Source organism: Paraburkholderia sp. MM5482-R2 (assembly GCF_050436125.1).
In the GTDB taxonomy this organism is placed as follows: Bacteria; Pseudomonadota; Gammaproteobacteria; order Burkholderiales; family Burkholderiaceae; genus Paraburkholderia; species Paraburkholderia tuberum.
The window spans coordinates 2,528,955-2,544,548 of the sequence record NZ_JBNDLP010000003.1 but is presented as its reverse complement, the minus strand read 5'-3'; the positions used below and the strand labels follow the sequence as shown (position 1 = coordinate 2,544,548).

Here is a 15,594-nt window from a genome sequence, read left to right as displayed (position 1 = left end):
TGCCGACGCTACGCTCTCGACCACCTGGGCCAACAGGTCAGATAGCGAGGTATCGGTTGCATGTCCGCGGCAGGTTCGATCTCATCGCTGCACGCGCGATAACCCGCGAGAAGTCAGGCGCCTGCATCGAACAACAGGACAGACCAGGCCCATCTTTTGCGGTCTGCGCGCGCACGTCGTTCTTGATTAAGGTGGAAGATCATCATGTCGAGACAGCCCGGTTGGTCAGTCGTCATCGGTGCAATCACACTTGTGTTTCTCGCGCTCACTTCGCTTTACCTCGTGATCGGCGGAGCATGGCTGATTGCCGTAGGCGGGTCGTGGTACTACCTGATCACGGGCCTGCTGCTCGCAGTAGTGACGTGCTTGCTTTACCGGCGCAAGCCCGCTGCGCTCGTTCTCTATGCGCTCGTGATGATTGCGACGGCGGTCTGGGCACTCTGGGAGTCCGGCACGGACTTCTGGGCATTGGCTCCGCGCTCCGGGGTGCTGGTCATTTTCGGCGTGTGGCTACTGCTGCTCGTGAGCTGGCGGATGGAGGGCGCACGCGGGCTCGGCATTGGTTCGCTCGTCGTTGCATTGGCTGTCTGGGCGGGCGTGCTCATCTACGCGAACTTCAACGATCCGCAAACGGTCAACGGGAGCTTCAGTGCGGCATCGGCGGCCCCCGCAGAGACCGGTGATAGCGCCGCCGACTGGCCGGCCTACGCGCGCACCCAGGCCGGTACCCGCTATTCCCCGCTGACTCAAATCACGCCTGCAAACGTCAAGGACTTACAGGTCGCGTGGACCTTCCGGACCGGGGATAGCAAAGGCCCCAACGACCCCGTCGAGATTACGGACGAAGTCACGCCGATCAAGATCGGCGAGACCTTGTTTCTATGCTCGCCGCATCAGATCCTGTGGGCGTTGGATGCGCGGACCGGCAAGTTGAAATGGAAATTCGATCCGCAGCTGAAGGCCGATCCGTCGTTCCAGCACGTGACCTGCCGTGGTGTGTCTTACGTCGATCTTTCCGCGGCCGGTCCCGCGCCGACGGCTGATCAGCCCTCGGGCGCATCGGCCGCTGCGCCGGATCAGCAGGCAGCGTCCGCCGCGGCGCCCGCTCAGCAGCAACCGGCGTCTGCGCCCGCTGCGACTGCCGCGACCGCCGGGGCCTGCATGCGCCGCATCTATCTGCCCGTCAATGATGGCCACCTGTATGCGCTCGACGCGGAGACAGGGGCGCTGTGCAAAACCTTTGCCAACGGCGGCGATCTCGATCTCCAGCACAACCAGCCGGTGACGACCCCCGGCATGTATGAGCCGACCTCGCCGCCGGTCATCACGAACGACGTGATCGTCGTCGCGGGCGCGGTCGAGGACAACTATTCGACGCGCGAGCCGTCGGGCGTGATCCGCGGCTTCGATGTGCGTTCCGGCGAACTGCTGTGGGTGTTCGACCCGGGCGCGAAGGACCCGAATCAGAATCCTCCCGCCGGCGGTCACTACACGCTAACGTCCCCGAACTCGTGGGCGCCCGCTGCATACGATCCCAAGCTGGACATCGTCTATCTGCCGATGGGCGTGACCACGCCGGACATCTGGGGCGGCAACCGGACGGCGCAGCAGGAGCGTTTCGCGAGCGGCCTGCTCGCGCTGCACGCGTCGACGGGCAAGCTCGCGTGGTTCTATCAGACGGTCCACCACGACCTGTGGGACATGGACCTGCCATCGCAGCCCACGCTCGCGGACATTACCGACGTCAAGGGCAATACCGTGCCTGTCGTGTATGCGCCGGCCAAAACCGGCAACCTGTTCGTGCTCGACCGGCGCACGGGCGTGCCGGTGGTGCCGGCTCCGGAGCGTCCGGTGCCGCAGGGTGCGGCGCCCGGCGACCATGTTTCGCCTACCCAGCCGTTCTCCGGACTGACCTTCCGGCCATCGAAGGATCTCACCGATGCCGACATGTGGGGCGCCACGATGTACGACCAGCTGGTATGCCGGATCATGTTCCACAAGCTGCGCTATGAAGGCACCTTCACACCTCCATCAGAGCAAGGAACGCTGGTCTTTCCGGGCAATCTCGGCATGTTCGAGTGGGGCGGCATGGCGGTCGACACAGATCGCCAGATTGCGGTCGCCAATCCGATTGCGCTGCCGTTCGTTTCGCGGCTGATTCCGCGTGGCCCGGGCAATCCGATTCAGCCGGTACCGGGCGCGAAAGGTTCGGGGACGGAGACTGGAATTCAGCCGCAATACGGCGTTCCGTTCGGCGTGACACTGAATGCGTTCATGTCGCCGGTCGGTCTTCCTTGCAAGCAACCTGCCTGGGGCTTCATTTCGGCGATCGATCTGAAGACCAACCAGATCGTATGGAAGAAGCGGATCGGAACGGTGCGGGACAGCTCACCGCTTCCGTTGCCGTTCAAGATGGGGATGCCGATGCTCGGCGGCCCGATCATCACGGCGGGCGGCGTGGCGTTCATCGGCGCGACGGCCGACAACTACATTCGCGGCTTCGACGTGAACAACGGCAGGCAGCTCTGGCAGGCGCGTCTGCCCGCCGGCGGGCAGGCAACGCCGATGAGCTATTCGGTCAACGGACGTCAGTTCGTGGTGATTGCGGCAGGCGGTCACGGCTCATTCGGTACGAAGCTCGGCGACTACGTGATTGCCTATGCGTTGCCGCAATAGCAAAGCGGTGAAGCAGGGTGGACGTGCGTGGACAGGACTGCCACGTCCACGCACGGCAATGCGGTCATCTGTTTGACACTGACTTGCGGCGGACGGCGAACTGCTCGCCGCCGGCGGTAGAGAATTGGTTTCATGACATCTCCTGGTTGGGTGGCATCCGATCAATACTTGCGACGCAATCAGACAGCGCTCGTCGGGCTATCCTGCAGAGCTACGCATCTCCTGTTCCCGCTACTTTGAATTCACGTCAGTGCGAGAATCTGTCGGTCACTCCGTGTACTGAGAAACCCAATATGGGCTCCGACCTTGCCGGATAAAACCCAAGGAAAAACATACTTTGCCTGGACGGATTGGCTAAGATGTCGCAGGTTCGCGCGCGCTCCGGATGACGACAAAGCCTTGCCGCATTCCGATGCGCCGCGGCGTCGCGCCGGGAAAACAGAAAACGTTGTCACGCTCCCGCTCGGAGGCCATTCATGACTATTGGCGTATATGCCACGCTGGTCGCGACGTCGCTCGTGCTGCTGCTCGGCGAAAAGCTCGTGCAGTGGATCGGCGTGCTAAGGACCTATTCGATTCCGGCGCCGGTGGCAGGCGGGCTCATCGTCGCGATCTGCGTGCTGATCACGCGCCTCACCACCCACGTGCAGGTCAGGTTCGATTCGACGTTGCAGGCGCCGCTGATGCTCGCGTTCTTCTCGACGATCGGTCTGAATGCGCATCTATCGAGTTTGAAGGCGGGCGGCCCGGTGTTGATCCGCTTTCTCGCGCTGGTCTGCGGGCTGCTGATCCTGCAGAACGTGGTCGGCTTGCTGCTCGCGTTCGCCCTCGGCGTCGATCCGCTGCTTGGGATTCTCGGCGGCTCGGTCACGTTGTCGGGCGGCCACGGTACTGGCGCCGCGTGGAGCCAGATCTTTACCGAGCGTCACGGACTGGAGTCGGCGACCGAGATCGCGATCGGCTGCGCGACGTTTGGCCTCGTGATGGGCGGCGTGCTCGGCGGTCCGATCGCACGGCTGCTGATGCGGCGGATCAGCGCCGACGAGTTGCTGCGCGTCAAACAGCTAAAGGACGAAACGCTGGTCTTCGAAGAACCGAAGGCGCAGCAGGCCACCACGCCCGCCGCGATCATCACGACGCTCGCGCTGATCTCGATCTGCCTCGCGGGCGGCGAAATGTTTGCCGACTGGATCGCGGACACCGCGTTCGAATTGCCGACGTTCGTCTGCACGCTGTTCATCGGCGTGATCCTGAGCAACGTGCTCGCGCTCGTGCGTGTGCGGATCGACCAGCACGCGGTCGCGCTTGTCGGCAACGTCGCGCTCGCGCTCTTTCTCGCGATGGCGCTGATGCGGCTCGACCTATGGGGGCTTGCCGCGCTCGCGGTGCCGATCATCTCGATCCTCGCGGCACAGACGCTGCTGATGGCGCTCTACGCGGTATTCATCACGTTCCCCGCGATGGGCCGCAACTACGACGCGGTCGTCTTGTGCGCGGCGCAATGCGGCCTCGGACTTGGCGCCACGCCGACCGCGATCGCGAACATGCAGGCGATCACGAACCGCTTCGGCCATTCTCATATCGCGTTCCTGATCGTGCCCTTGACGGGCGCGTTTTTCATGGACATCGTCAACGCGATCGTCATCAAACTGTTTCTCGCGCTGCCGTTGTTCCATTGAGCAGCGGTGGCATTGGCACATCAACCCAAGCGGGCAAATACCATGAGCGATCCACGACACATCGCACCCGACAGCACCGCCGCGCGCGTCGCGTTATGGCGTGCGCTGCACGTGCAGGCCGACGCGCCGCCGCACGTGCTCGAAGACGAAGTCGGCTTGCAGTTGCTGGCGCCCGCCGAAGACTGGCGCAGCCGTGGCGACATGGATCCGCGATTCACGCGGCCGTTTCGCGCGTCGATCGTCGCGCGCGCACGCTTTATCGAGGATCTGGTCGTCGAGCAGACCGGGCGCGGTGTGGATCAATACGTGATTCTGGGCGCCGGTCTCGACAGCTTCGCGCAACGCCGGCCCGACATTGCGTCGCGGCTCACCGTGTTCGAGGTCGACCCGCCGGGACCGCAAACGTGGAAGCGTCAGCGGCTTGGCGAGCTTGGTTTCGGCCTGCCGGACTGGCTGCGTTTCGTGCCGGTCGACTTCGAAGCGGGCGATAGCTGGCGGCAGCGTCTCGTCGCCGAAGGCTTCGACGAAAGCAGGCCGGCCGTCGTCGTGTCGACCGGCGTCAGCATGTATCTGACGAAAGAGGCGAATGCGGCGACGCTGCGCGAAGTGGCCGGGCTGGCGCGCGGCTCGACGTTCGCGATGACGTTCCTGTTGCCGCTGGAGATGGCGGACCCGGACGTGCGCCCCGGACTCGAAATGGCAGAGAAGGGCGCGCGTGCGAGCGGTACACCGTTCATCAGCTTCTTCATGCCGCAGCAGATGATCGCCATGGCGCGCGCAGCGGGCTTTGACGACGCGCGGCACGTGTCCGCGGCCGATCTGACGCAGCGCTACTTCGCGGCTCGGACGGATGGGCTGCGACCGCCGGGCAATGCGGAGGAGTTGCTGGTGGCGAACACCTAAGGGCGATGACGCCAACCGAACTTACCAACCCGGCATGTGAGTCGTGAATACGCAATCGCTTTCCCCGCACCGCTATAATCGCGCTCGACCATGGCCTCCGAAGTCTACTCATGAAAAAGATCGCTGCCTTCGCACTCGTCGCATGTGCACTCGCCGCCTGCTCGTCCCCGGAAAAGCAGGCGCAGCGCGCCCAGCAGGAGATCCTTCATAGCGAGCCGAACCTCCGCGCCGCGCAACGCGACGCGGTGATCGACTGCACACCGGCGAATTGCGATGCCGCGTGGGCGGCGACGAAACGCTATATCGAGCAGCATTCCGACACGCACGTGATCCGCGCGGACGCGGTCGCGATCGATACCGACGTGCCCGACGATTCGGGCAAAGCCGCTTTCTCAGCGACCCGCGCGAACAAGAGCACGGGCGGCGCGACGCTGTCGCTGTTCGCGCAGTGCCGCGGCATGTATGGGCCCGACAGCGCGAAGGGCGACGACTATGACGCGTGCGCCGAGAAGATCCTGAAGATTCAGAACGGCTACGTGCCATATCTGCGCTCGCACGCATCGGCGCAATAGGCGGCAAGCTACCGGAACCACCGGGCCCCGAACGCGGCACTCGCGTAGCGATTCGCCGAACCCTCGCCACGATGCGGCGGGAGGCGCTATGCTGATGCGTCTTCGCCTCGCGGAACCTTCTCATGCAAGCTCCTGGCGCAACCGTACCGATCTCGCTCGTCAACGGGTTCCTCGGCAGCGTCGGGACGCGGCCGGATATCGTCGACCGGCATCTGTCGGGCGCGAACATTCCGCGCGCGCTTCTGGACCAGCCTGGAGCGCGCGTCACCGAGGAACAGTTCTCCACGCTCTACCGCTCGCTCGCGATCGAACTCGACGATGAGATGCCCGGCGTTTTCTCGCGCCCGCTGCGCAGCGGCGCGCTGAAGTTTCTTTGCCTGAGCCTGCTGGATGCGCCGAATCTCGAATCCGCGATGCACCGGTTCGGCCAGTTCTTCCATCTCGTGCTGGACGACTTCCGCTTCGAGTCGCGCCGCGGCGACCTCGTCGCGAGCCTGGCGCTGCGTCCGGGAAGCACGGGAGCGCAACCCGGCATGCTGGGCCAGGAGCTGATGCTGAAGCTTGCGCATGGGATCGCGTCCTGGCTGATCGGTCAACGGATTGCGTTGTTGCAGGTGCAGTTCGCCTTTCCCCGTCCCGCTCACGCGCTCGAGTATCTTTATCTGTTTCCCGGACCGGCGAAGTTCGACTGCAATCAGACCTCGATGCAGTTCAGCAGCAGCTATTTCGACCTGCCCGTGCGTCAGCGCAAGGCGAACCTGCGCAGGTTTCTCGCTCGCGCGCCGGAAGACTGGATCTTCGTTTCGTTCAACGAGCAGTTGTTCAGTCATCGCGTGCGGGAACATCTCGCGTCCCGGCTGCCCGACGTCCCGTCCATCGAAGAGGCGGCGGAAGGCCTGCACTGCTCGGTCAGAACGCTGTGCCGTCATCTTGCCGCCGAAGGCACGGCGTTCCAGATGCTCAAGGACGAATTGCGCCGCGACATCGCGATCCAGCGCCTGACGGGCACGCGCGAGCCCATCGCCATCATCGCGGGCGACGTCGGCTTCGGCGACCCCACCGCATTCCACAGAGCGTTCCGTCACTGGACCGGCAGCACCCCGGCGGCCTATCGCCGGGGTGGCTGATCGCGTCATATCGATGCGTCGGCAACACCCGCCGACGCAGTTCCCACGGGGCGCTTACTCCCTCCGACGTGGCCAGAGATGTCAATAGATCGTCCGGTTTGGACAACCGGGCAGGGCCTGTCCGACGCTACGATTCAGCCATACGTTACCCCGGCCGCATCGGTGCCAGACGGGTGACTTTCCCTACGGACTATCTGATCGGAAGAATGGTAATGAGCTACGTCGCGCCTCTCAAAGAAATGTTGTTTGCACTCACGGAACTGGCCGGAATCGACCAACTGGCGGGCTTGCCCGGCTGCGAGGACGCAACCGCCGACACCGCTCGTGCGGTGCTCGAAGAGGCCGCGCGGCTGCACGAAGGCGTGCTCGCGCCGCTGAACGTCGACGGCGACCGCAGCCCGAGCACCTGGAAGGACGGCGTGGTGACCGCCACGGCCGGTTTCAAGGACGCGTTTCGCCAGTTCAGCGAAGGCGGCTGGCAGGGTTTGCAACATCCGTCTGAATACGGCGGTCAGGATCTGCCCAAGCTGCTGTCGACTCCCTGCATCGAAATGCTCAACGCCGCCAACCTGTCGCTGGGGCTGTGCCCGCTCCTGACCGACGGCGCGATCGAAGCGCTGCTGACGGCGGGTAGCGAGGAGCTGAAGCAGCGCTACGTGCCGAAGATGATCGCAGGTGTTTGGACCGGCACGATGAATCTGACCGAGCCGCAAGCCGGCTCCGACCTCTCGCTCGTGCGCACCCGCGCCGAGCCGCAGGGCGACGGCTCGTACCGGATCTTCGGCACGAAGATTTTCATCACCTGGGGCGAGCACGACATGACGGAAAACATCGTGCATCTGGTGCTCGCACGCACGCCGGGCGCGCCTGAAGGCGTGAGAGGCATTTCGCTGTTCGTCGTGCCGAAGTTCCTCGTCAACCAAGACGGCTCGCTCGGCGAGCGCAACGACGTTCACTGCGTATCGATCGAACACAAGCTCGGCATCAAGGCGAGCCCGACCGCCGTGCTGCAGTTCGGCGATCACGGCGGCGCGATCGGGCAGCTCGTCGGCGAGGAGAACCGCGGTCTGGAGTACATGTTCATCATGATGAACGCCGCGCGCTTCGCCGTGGGGGTACAGGGCGTGGCGATCTCGGATCGCGCGTACCAGCAGGCCGTCGCGTATGCGAAGGAGCGCGTGCAGAGCCGTCCCGTGGATGGCTCCGCGAAGCAGTCGGTCGCCATCATCCAGCATCCCGACGTGCGGCGCATGCTCTCGACGATGCGCGCGCTGACCGAAGGCGCACGCGCTCTGGCCTATGTGTCGGCGTCGCATTGCGATCTCGCGCATCGTCATCCGGATGGCGCGACGCGCGCGAATCATCAGGCGATCTACGAATATCTCGTGCCGATCGTGAAGGGCTGGAGCACGGAGATGTCGCTGGAGGTGACGAGTCTCGGCGTGCAGGTGCACGGCGGCATGGGCTTCATCGAGGAAACCGGCGCCGCGCAGTACTACCGCGATGCGCGCATTCTGCCGATCTACGAAGGCACGACGGCGATCCAGGCCAACGACCTCGTCGGCCGCAAGACCATGCGCGACAACGGCGAGGTGGCCGGGATGCTGCTCGCGCAGATCGACGCGACCCTGGCCGCGGTGCAAGCGCACCCCTCGTATGGTTCGAGCGCGGCTTTTCAGGCGATGCATCGTCATCTGTCCGCCGGCCGCGAGGCGCTGTACAGCGCGGTGCGCTACGTGGTCGAGAACGTCAAAAGCGATCCGAATGCGGTGTTCGCCGGCAGTGTGTCCTATCTGATGCTCGCGGGTATCGTGCTCGCGGGTTGGCAAGTCGCACGGTCGCTCGTGCTGGCGGCCGACAAGCGCGACGAAGATCCGTCCTTCCATGACGCGAAGATCGCGACCGCGCATAGCTTCGCGACGCAGGTGCTGCCTCGTGCAATCGCGCTCGAAGCGGCGGTTCGCGGCGCTCGCGATGGCGAAGGCGCGCTGGCGCTGCGCGAAGACCAGTTCTGATCGATCAACGGACGTGATGTGTCATTCAAAGCGGTAGGGCTCGGCCCTATCGGTGTGGGAAGGAGAGTGTCGTGAGAGTTCTTGTAGCAGTCAAGCGAGTGGTCGACTACAACGTGAAGGTCCGCGTGAAATCGGACGGTACGGGCGTCGATATCGCGAACGTGAAAATGTCGATGAACCCGTTCGACGAAATCGCGGTTGAAGAAGCGGTGCGTCTGAAGGAAGCGGGCGTCGCGACCGAAGTGATCGCCGTGTCGGCCGGTGTTGCGCAGGCGCAGGAAACGCTGCGCACCGCGCTCGCCATCGGCGCGGATCGCGCGATCCTGATCGAATCGAACGAAGACCTGCAGCCGCTCGCCGTCGCGAAGCTGCTCAAGGCGCTCGTCGACAGGGAGCAGCCGCAGCTGGTGATCCTGGGCAAGCAGGCCATCGACGACGACTCCAACCAGACCGGCCAGATGCTCGCCGCGCTCGCGAATCTGCCGCAGGCGACGTTCGCGTCGAAGCTTGTCCTGGCGGACGGCAAGGCGACGGTGTCGCGTGAAGTGGACGGCGGCGCGGAAACGCTGTCGCTGACGCTGCCGGCCGTGGTCACGACCGATCTGCGCCTGAACGAGCCGCGCTACGTGACGCTGCCGAACATCATGAAGGCGAAGAAAAAGCCGCTGGAAACGCTCAAGCCCGAAGACCTCGGCGTCGATGTCGCGCCGCGTCTGAAGACGCTGAAAGTCGCCGAGCCGCCGAAGCGCTCGGCCGGTGTGAAGGTGCCGGACGTGAAGACGCTGGTCGAGAAGCTGAAGACCGAAGCGAAGGTGCTGTGAGGAGACCCGAGAAATGACGAACCTGATAATTGCAGAACACGACAATGCGTCGATCAAGGCCGCGACGCTGAACACGATCGCAGCGGCACAGAAGATCGGCGGTGATATTCACGTGCTGGTCGCGGGACATAACGCGCAGGGCGCGGCCGATGCGGCCGCGAAGATCGCGGGTGTCAGCAAGGTGCTGCTCGCCGATGCGCCGCAACTGGCCGCAGGCCTCGCGGAAAACGTCGAAGCGACGGTCCTGACGCTTGTGCAAGATGCGGCGAAGCACTACACGCACATCCTCGCGCCGGCCACCGCCTACGGCAAGAACATCGCGCCGCGTATCGCCGCGAAGCTCGACGTCGCGCAGATCAGCGACATCACGGCAGTGGATAGCGCCGACACGTTCGAGCGTCCTATCTACGCGGGCAACGCAATCGCGATCGTGCAATCGGCTGATCCGATCAAGGTCATCACCGTGCGCTCGACCGGTTTTGATGCCGTCGCGGCCGAAGGCGGCAGCGCAGCGGTCGAGAGGATCGAAGCGGCAGCCGACGCAGGCCTCGCGCAGTTCGTGAGCCGCGAAGTGACGAAGCTCGATCGTCCGGAACTGACGAGCGCGAAAATCATCGTGTCGGGTGGCCGTGGTCTGGGCAATGGCGAGAACTACACGAAGGTGCTGGAACCGCTGGCCGACAAGCTCGGCGCGGCGCTCGGCGCATCGCGCGCGGCGGTCGACGCGGGCTTCGTGCCGAACGACTATCAGGTCGGCCAGACCGGCAAGATCGTCGCGCCGCAACTGTACGTCGCGGTCGGCATCTCGGGTGCGATCCAGCATCTGGCCGGCATGAAGGACTCGAAAGTCATCATCGCGATCAACAAGGACGAAGAAGCGCCGATCTTCGGCGTCGCCGATTACGGCCTCGTTGGCGATCTGTTCACCCTCGTGCCGGAACTCGAGCAGGCGCTCGGCTAACCGCATCCAGCGGTTAGCGTCCGGCACAACGCGCAGTACGTGCCAGAAGAGAGGGCAAATACGCGCCCAGCAAGCGGAATAATCATGAATGAGCTTAACGGATACGATTTCGAAGACCTGCAACCGGGCATGAGTGCCCGGTTCGCCAAGACCATCACGGAGGCGGACATTCTGCTCTTCGCGGGCGCGTCGGGAGACATCAACGCGGTTCACATCAACGAGGAGTTTGCGCAAACCACACCCTTCAAGGGGCGCATCGCTCACGGCATGTTGACCGCCAGCATCATCTCCGCGGCGATCGCGGGGCGGCTGCCCGGCCCGGGCACGATCTACCTCGGCCAGAACCTGCGCTTCAAGGCGCCGGTTCGACCCGGCGACACCGTGCAGGCCGAAGTGACCGTCAAGGAACTGATTCACGACAAGCGCCGCGTGGTGCTGTCCACCGTTTGCACGGTCGGCGGCAAGGTGGTGATCGAAGGCGACGCCGTGGTCATGCCGACAACCTGCCGCGACCGTGTCGTCGCGGACGCGGCTTGCGCCGTCAGCAAAGCATGATAGCGAGCCCCGCCATGAGAATGCCATTCAGCATGCCACACGAGTTTTCCACGGGCTGGGTCAATGCCGGCTTCGATTTATGGCGTTTTTCGCCGGTCAAGGATGAATACGCGACGACGGTGCCCGACACCGACGGCTCGGACTTCGATTTCAACGGGCCGTTTGCGCGAGGCTCCGTGACCCACACGAGCGCCCACTATCTGCAACAGCAGGCGCAACTGTGGAGCGACGCCGTCGCCGGATTGGTCGGCGGGCGCACGGAGTTGAAGGCGGTCGCCGAGCCCGAGCAGGGAGACCGGCGCTTTCACGCCGACGACTGGTCCAGCAACGGCTGGTACAGCCTTCTGAAACAGAGCTATCTGATCAATGCCCGGGCACTCGCGGAGTTCGTCGAGGCGAGCGCGCTCGACGAAAAGGGCAAGCACAAGCTGCGCTTTTTCATGCGCCAGTTCATCGACTTCGCCAGCCCCGCGAATTTCGTCGCGACGAATCCCGAAGTCATCCGGGCGGCGGTGGAATCGGGCGGATCGAGCCTGCTCGCGGGCGTTACGCATCTGCTCGACGATCTGGGCAGCGGCTCGATTTCGATTACGGATCAAAGCGCGTTCGAAGTGGGCCGCAGCGTTGCCACGTCCAGTGGCGCGGTGGTCTATGAGAACGATCTGTTTCAGCTGATCCAGTACGAGCCGCTGACACCCAAGGTCGCCGCGCGGCCGCTCGTGATCGTTCCTCCGTGCATCAACAAGTTCTACATCCTGGATCTGCAGCCGGAGAATTCCTTCGTGCGCTTCGCCTGTGAGCAGGGCCTGACGGTGTTCGTCGTGTCCTGGCGCAACCCGCAGCAGGACATGGCGCAGACCACGTGGGACGCCTACCTCGAGGACGGCGTGATGCAGGCGATCAGCGTCGCGCGTGCGATTAGCCGGGCCGACCAGGTCAATGCATTGGGCTGGTGCGTGGGCGGCACGATGCTGTCGTCGGCGCTGGCGGTCATGCGTGCGAACGGCGACGACTCCGTGGCCAGCCTGACGCTGCTGACGGCGTTGCTCGACTTCACCGACCCGGGCGATCTCGGCGTGTTCATCGACGAGCAGGGCGTGGCGATGCGCGAGCATGCGATCGGTGGCGGTGGGCTCTATCCCGGACGCGAACTCGGCTTCGTATTCCAGTCGCTGCGTGCCAACGATCTGATCTGGCCGTATGTCGTGAACAATTACCTGAAAGGCAAAGCCCCGGCCGCGTTCGATCTGCTGTACTGGAACGCGGACACGACCAATCTGCCCGGTCCGATGTACAGCTTCTATCTGCGCAACATGTACCTCGAAAACAGTCTGCGCGTGCCGAACAAACTGAAGTTCTGCGACACGCCGGTGGATCTCGGCAACATCGATATTCCAAGCTATCTGATGGCGGCCGAGGAAGATCACATCGTGCCGTGGCGGTCCGCCTATCAGTCGACGCAACTATTGGGCGGTCAAACCGAGTTCGTGCTGGGGGCAAGCGGCCATATCGCGGGTGTGATCAATCCGGCGTCGAAGAACAAGCGCAGCTACCGAACCAACGATACCTGCGACGAGAACGCCGACGAGTGGCTCGCAACGTCGGTTCAGCAGCGCGGCAGCTGGTGGAATCACTGGATCGACTGGGTCAAGCAGCATTCCGGCGAGCAGGTCGAGGCGCGCACGAAGCTCGGCAACAGGAAGTACAAGGCAATCGAGAGCGCACCGGGCCGCTATGTGAAGCTTCGCGCCGAGTGACCGGATGGCGATAGCGGGTGCGGCGATAACGGGGGGTGATGCTCAGTGCATCACCCTCCGTTTTTTTTGTCTTCACTGCCACCGGCCGTCACTTCGCATGGCTCGCGCGCCAGTCGCGCGGCGTCATGTGGAAGCGCGACACGAACCAGTTCGTGAACGATCCCTGTTGCGCGTAGCCGAGAAGCGCCGAGACCCGTCCGATCGGATAGGTGGGATTGCTCATGTAGCGCACGGCGAGTTCGCCGCGGACTTCCTCGACCTGATCCGAAAAGCTGGTGCCGGCCGAATTCAACTGCCGTTGCATGGTGCGCACGCTCAGATGCAAATAACGTGCAACCAGCTCCGCGTTCGCCTGCTCGAGCGGTAGCAGCAGGTAGATCGCCTTGCGAACTTCCAGCGCGGCCGATTCCGCGGCGCTCACGTTCAGGGGAGAGGCGAGGCTTTCCGCATAGCGCACGAGTTCAGGATCGGCCAGTGGATTCGGGTAGTCGAGATCGGCGCTTGCGCAGACGAACCCGTTGAAGTCGCTGCTGAACACCAGCGGACAGCCGAAGAAGCGTCGATGAAACGTCAGGTCTTTGGGCGCCGGATGCGTGAAGTGGACCTCGCGCGGTTTCCAGAACTTGCCGAGCAGAGCACCGGAGTGCCGCGCGAGGACACCGAGCGCGAGTTCGATCGCCTGCCTTGTCGGGGTACCCCGTTCGACGACGAGTTCCTCCCGAATGGTGACCGTATTGTCCGCGTCCTCGACGTACACCGCCAGCGCTTCGTTGAGCAGATGGCGGTATTCGGCCGCGGCCAGCAACACTTCGCGCAGCGTGCGTTTGTGCGCGAGCAGGACATTGATCACGCCGCTGCCGAAGGTCTGCCGCGTTTCCGCCATTTGCAGCGCGAGGGTCGGGCACGACGCCTTTTCGGCCGTCATTTCCAGTAGCCGGCAACAGGCGGTGGCCGATACGCGATCGTCCGGATTCGCGAGCGCGCCGGCGTCGATGCCTGCCTGCTTCGCGAGCTCGACCGGATTGAGTCCAAGCCGTCGCGTCACTTCGAAATAGCCGCTCATGGCTACCGACGTCACCATCGTTTCCATCGTAGTTTCTCCGGACGATTCACACGCTGAGTATTTTTTCTAGTCATTAAACACATGCTTCGCGCAATTATTGGTGTTAACACGCAGTGGCACGAATCGCTAAAAGGATGGCGTCCAATCATAAAAGTGTAGCGCGCGATTGCCGTATTGTGGGCACATGTCGTTCGATGTGTTCCAGCAAATTTTCATGCGACCTCGCGATAGCGGAACACCGTCACTTCAAAACTGGATGGAGGCAAACAAATGCAATTTCTCGACGATTCGTTGCACCCTGAGAATCAGGACAAGGTAGTCATCACCACCGCCCCTTACGGCCCGGAATGGATGCCGGAGGACTTCCCGGAAGACATCCCCGTGACGATGGACGAGCAGATCCAGAAGGCCGTCGACTGCTACAACGCCGGCGCCACGGTATTGCACCTGCACGTGCGCGAACTGGACGGCAAGGGCTCGAAGCGCCTGTCGAAGTTCAATGAACTGATCGCGGGTGTGCGCGCGGCAGTGCCCGACATGATCATTCAGGTCGGTGGCTCGATCTCGTTTGCACCGGAAGACGACGGACAAGCCGCGAAGTGGCTGTCCGACGACACGCGCCATATGCTGGCCGATCTCGATCCGAAGCCCGATCAGGTGACGGTCGCGATCAACACCACGCAGATGAACATCATGGAGCTGCTCTATCCGGAGTATCTGGCAGGCACCTCGCTTTCCAACCCCGGGTTCATGGCCGCCTATAGTGAAATGACGGTGCCGGCTGGCCCCGCATGGGTCGAGGAACACCTGCGCCGCCTGCAGGCTTCGGGCATCCAGCCGCACTTCCAGCTCACCGGCATTCACGCGCTCGAAACGCTCGAGCGCCTCGTGCGCAAGGGCGTCTACAAGGGCCCGCTGAATCTGACGTGGATCGGTATCGGTGGCGGCTTCGACGGCCCCAATCCATTCAACTTCTTCAACTTCGTGCATCGCGCGCCGGATGGCTGCACGCTCACCGCCGAGTCGCTGCTGAAGAACGTGCTGCCGTTCAACATGATGGCGATGTCGATGGGCCTGCATCCGCGCTGCGGCATCGAGGACACGATCATCGATCAGCACGGCAAGCGCTTCACGTCGGTGCAGCAGATCGAGCAGTGCGTGCGCGTCGCGCGCGAACTGGGGCGCGAAATTGCCACTGGCAAAGAAGCGCGCGAGATCTATCGTATTGGTGTGCAGTACGAGACGGTCGAAGAGACGCTGGTCGCCAACGGCATGGCGCCGAACCGCCAGGCCGGTGTCAGGAACCTGCCGCTTCGCGCGGCGTGATCACCAGGAGCCCGGGCCGGCGCATTGGCCGAGGCCGGGCTTCATGGCTAACGCTTCCGGTGCATAGCGGGGAGCAGATAGCTGAATCCATAACAGTCGTCGGCCCATGGGGGCAAGGCGGCCGCAAGGGAGTCAGCGT

General features: G+C 63.6%; 12 protein-coding genes. 11 read left to right on the top strand and 1 reads right to left on the bottom strand.

Annotated features, from left to right (window positions below; all coding sequences use genetic code 11):
- Window positions 1–204 precede the first annotated feature (204 nt).
- The 10 genes from OKW37_RS33645 to phaC all read left to right on the top strand — a co-directional run bounded on the left by OKW37_RS33645 (window position 205) and on the right by phaC (window position 13,066).
- Window positions 205–2,676, top strand: a complete 2,472-nt coding sequence (locus OKW37_RS33645) for a glucose/quinate/shikimate family membrane-bound PQQ-dependent dehydrogenase (RefSeq protein ID WP_429403506.1) — start codon at window positions 205–207, stop codon at window positions 2,674–2,676.
- Between the two features lie 476 nt (window positions 2,677–3,152).
- Window positions 3,153–4,355: a sodium/glutamate symporter gene (gene gltS, locus OKW37_RS33640; RefSeq protein WP_429403504.1), complete on the top strand. Its 1,203-nt coding sequence runs from the start codon at window positions 3,153–3,155 to the stop codon at window positions 4,353–4,355.
- Window positions 4,356–4,397: 42 nt separating this feature from the next.
- On the top strand, window positions 4,398–5,258 hold the full coding sequence (locus OKW37_RS33635; protein ID WP_429403503.1) for a class I SAM-dependent methyltransferase: 861 nt from the start codon (window positions 4,398–4,400) through the stop codon (window positions 5,256–5,258).
- 110 nt (window positions 5,259–5,368) lie between these two features.
- A complete protein-coding gene (locus tag OKW37_RS33630; RefSeq protein ID WP_184060580.1) occupies window positions 5,369–5,830 on the top strand; it encodes a hypothetical protein in 462 nt (153 codons plus the stop codon).
- Between the two features lie 122 nt (window positions 5,831–5,952).
- A complete protein-coding gene (locus OKW37_RS33625) occupies window positions 5,953–6,957 on the top strand; it encodes an AraC family transcriptional regulator (RefSeq protein ID WP_090809441.1) in 1,005 nt (334 codons plus the stop codon).
- A gap of 212 nt (window positions 6,958–7,169) precedes the next feature.
- The gene (locus OKW37_RS33620) at window positions 7,170–8,972 is read left to right on the top strand and encodes an acyl-CoA dehydrogenase (RefSeq protein ID WP_429403502.1); all 1,803 of its coding nucleotides are present in this window, start codon (window positions 7,170–7,172) and stop codon (window positions 8,970–8,972) included.
- 71 nt (window positions 8,973–9,043) lie between these two features.
- Window positions 9,044–9,793 carry an electron transfer flavoprotein subunit beta/FixA family protein gene (locus OKW37_RS33615; RefSeq protein ID WP_429403501.1) on the top strand — a complete coding sequence of 250 codons (750 nt, stop codon included), beginning with the start codon at window positions 9,044–9,046 and terminating at the stop codon, window positions 9,791–9,793.
- 13 nt (window positions 9,794–9,806) lie between these two features.
- Window positions 9,807–10,754, top strand: a complete 948-nt coding sequence (locus OKW37_RS33610) for an electron transfer flavoprotein subunit alpha/FixB family protein (RefSeq protein ID WP_429403500.1) — start codon at window positions 9,807–9,809, stop codon at window positions 10,752–10,754.
- Between the two features lie 84 nt (window positions 10,755–10,838).
- Window positions 10,839–11,309 carry a MaoC family dehydratase gene (locus OKW37_RS33605; RefSeq protein ID WP_429403499.1) on the top strand — a complete coding sequence of 157 codons (471 nt, stop codon included), beginning with the start codon at window positions 10,839–10,841 and terminating at the stop codon, window positions 11,307–11,309.
- Window positions 11,310–11,323: 14 nt separating this feature from the next.
- Window positions 11,324–13,066: a class I poly(R)-hydroxyalkanoic acid synthase gene (gene phaC / locus OKW37_RS33600; protein ID WP_429403498.1), complete on the top strand. Its 1,743-nt coding sequence runs from the start codon at window positions 11,324–11,326 to the stop codon at window positions 13,064–13,066.
- Window positions 13,067–13,154: 88 nt separating this feature from the next.
- Here the strand turns inward: phaC and OKW37_RS33595 are convergent, their stop codons facing one another.
- Complete coding sequence (locus OKW37_RS33595; protein ID WP_429403497.1) at window positions 13,155–14,156, bottom strand: AraC family transcriptional regulator; 1,002 nt, start codon at window positions 14,154–14,156, stop codon at window positions 13,155–13,157.
- A gap of 243 nt (window positions 14,157–14,399) precedes the next feature.
- Here OKW37_RS33595 and OKW37_RS33590 point away from each other — a divergent pair, with 243 nt between their 5' ends.
- On the top strand, window positions 14,400–15,455 hold the full coding sequence (locus OKW37_RS33590) for a 3-keto-5-aminohexanoate cleavage protein (protein ID WP_090809455.1): 1,056 nt from the start codon (window positions 14,400–14,402) through the stop codon (window positions 15,453–15,455).
- Window positions 15,456–15,594: the final 139 nt, after the last annotated feature.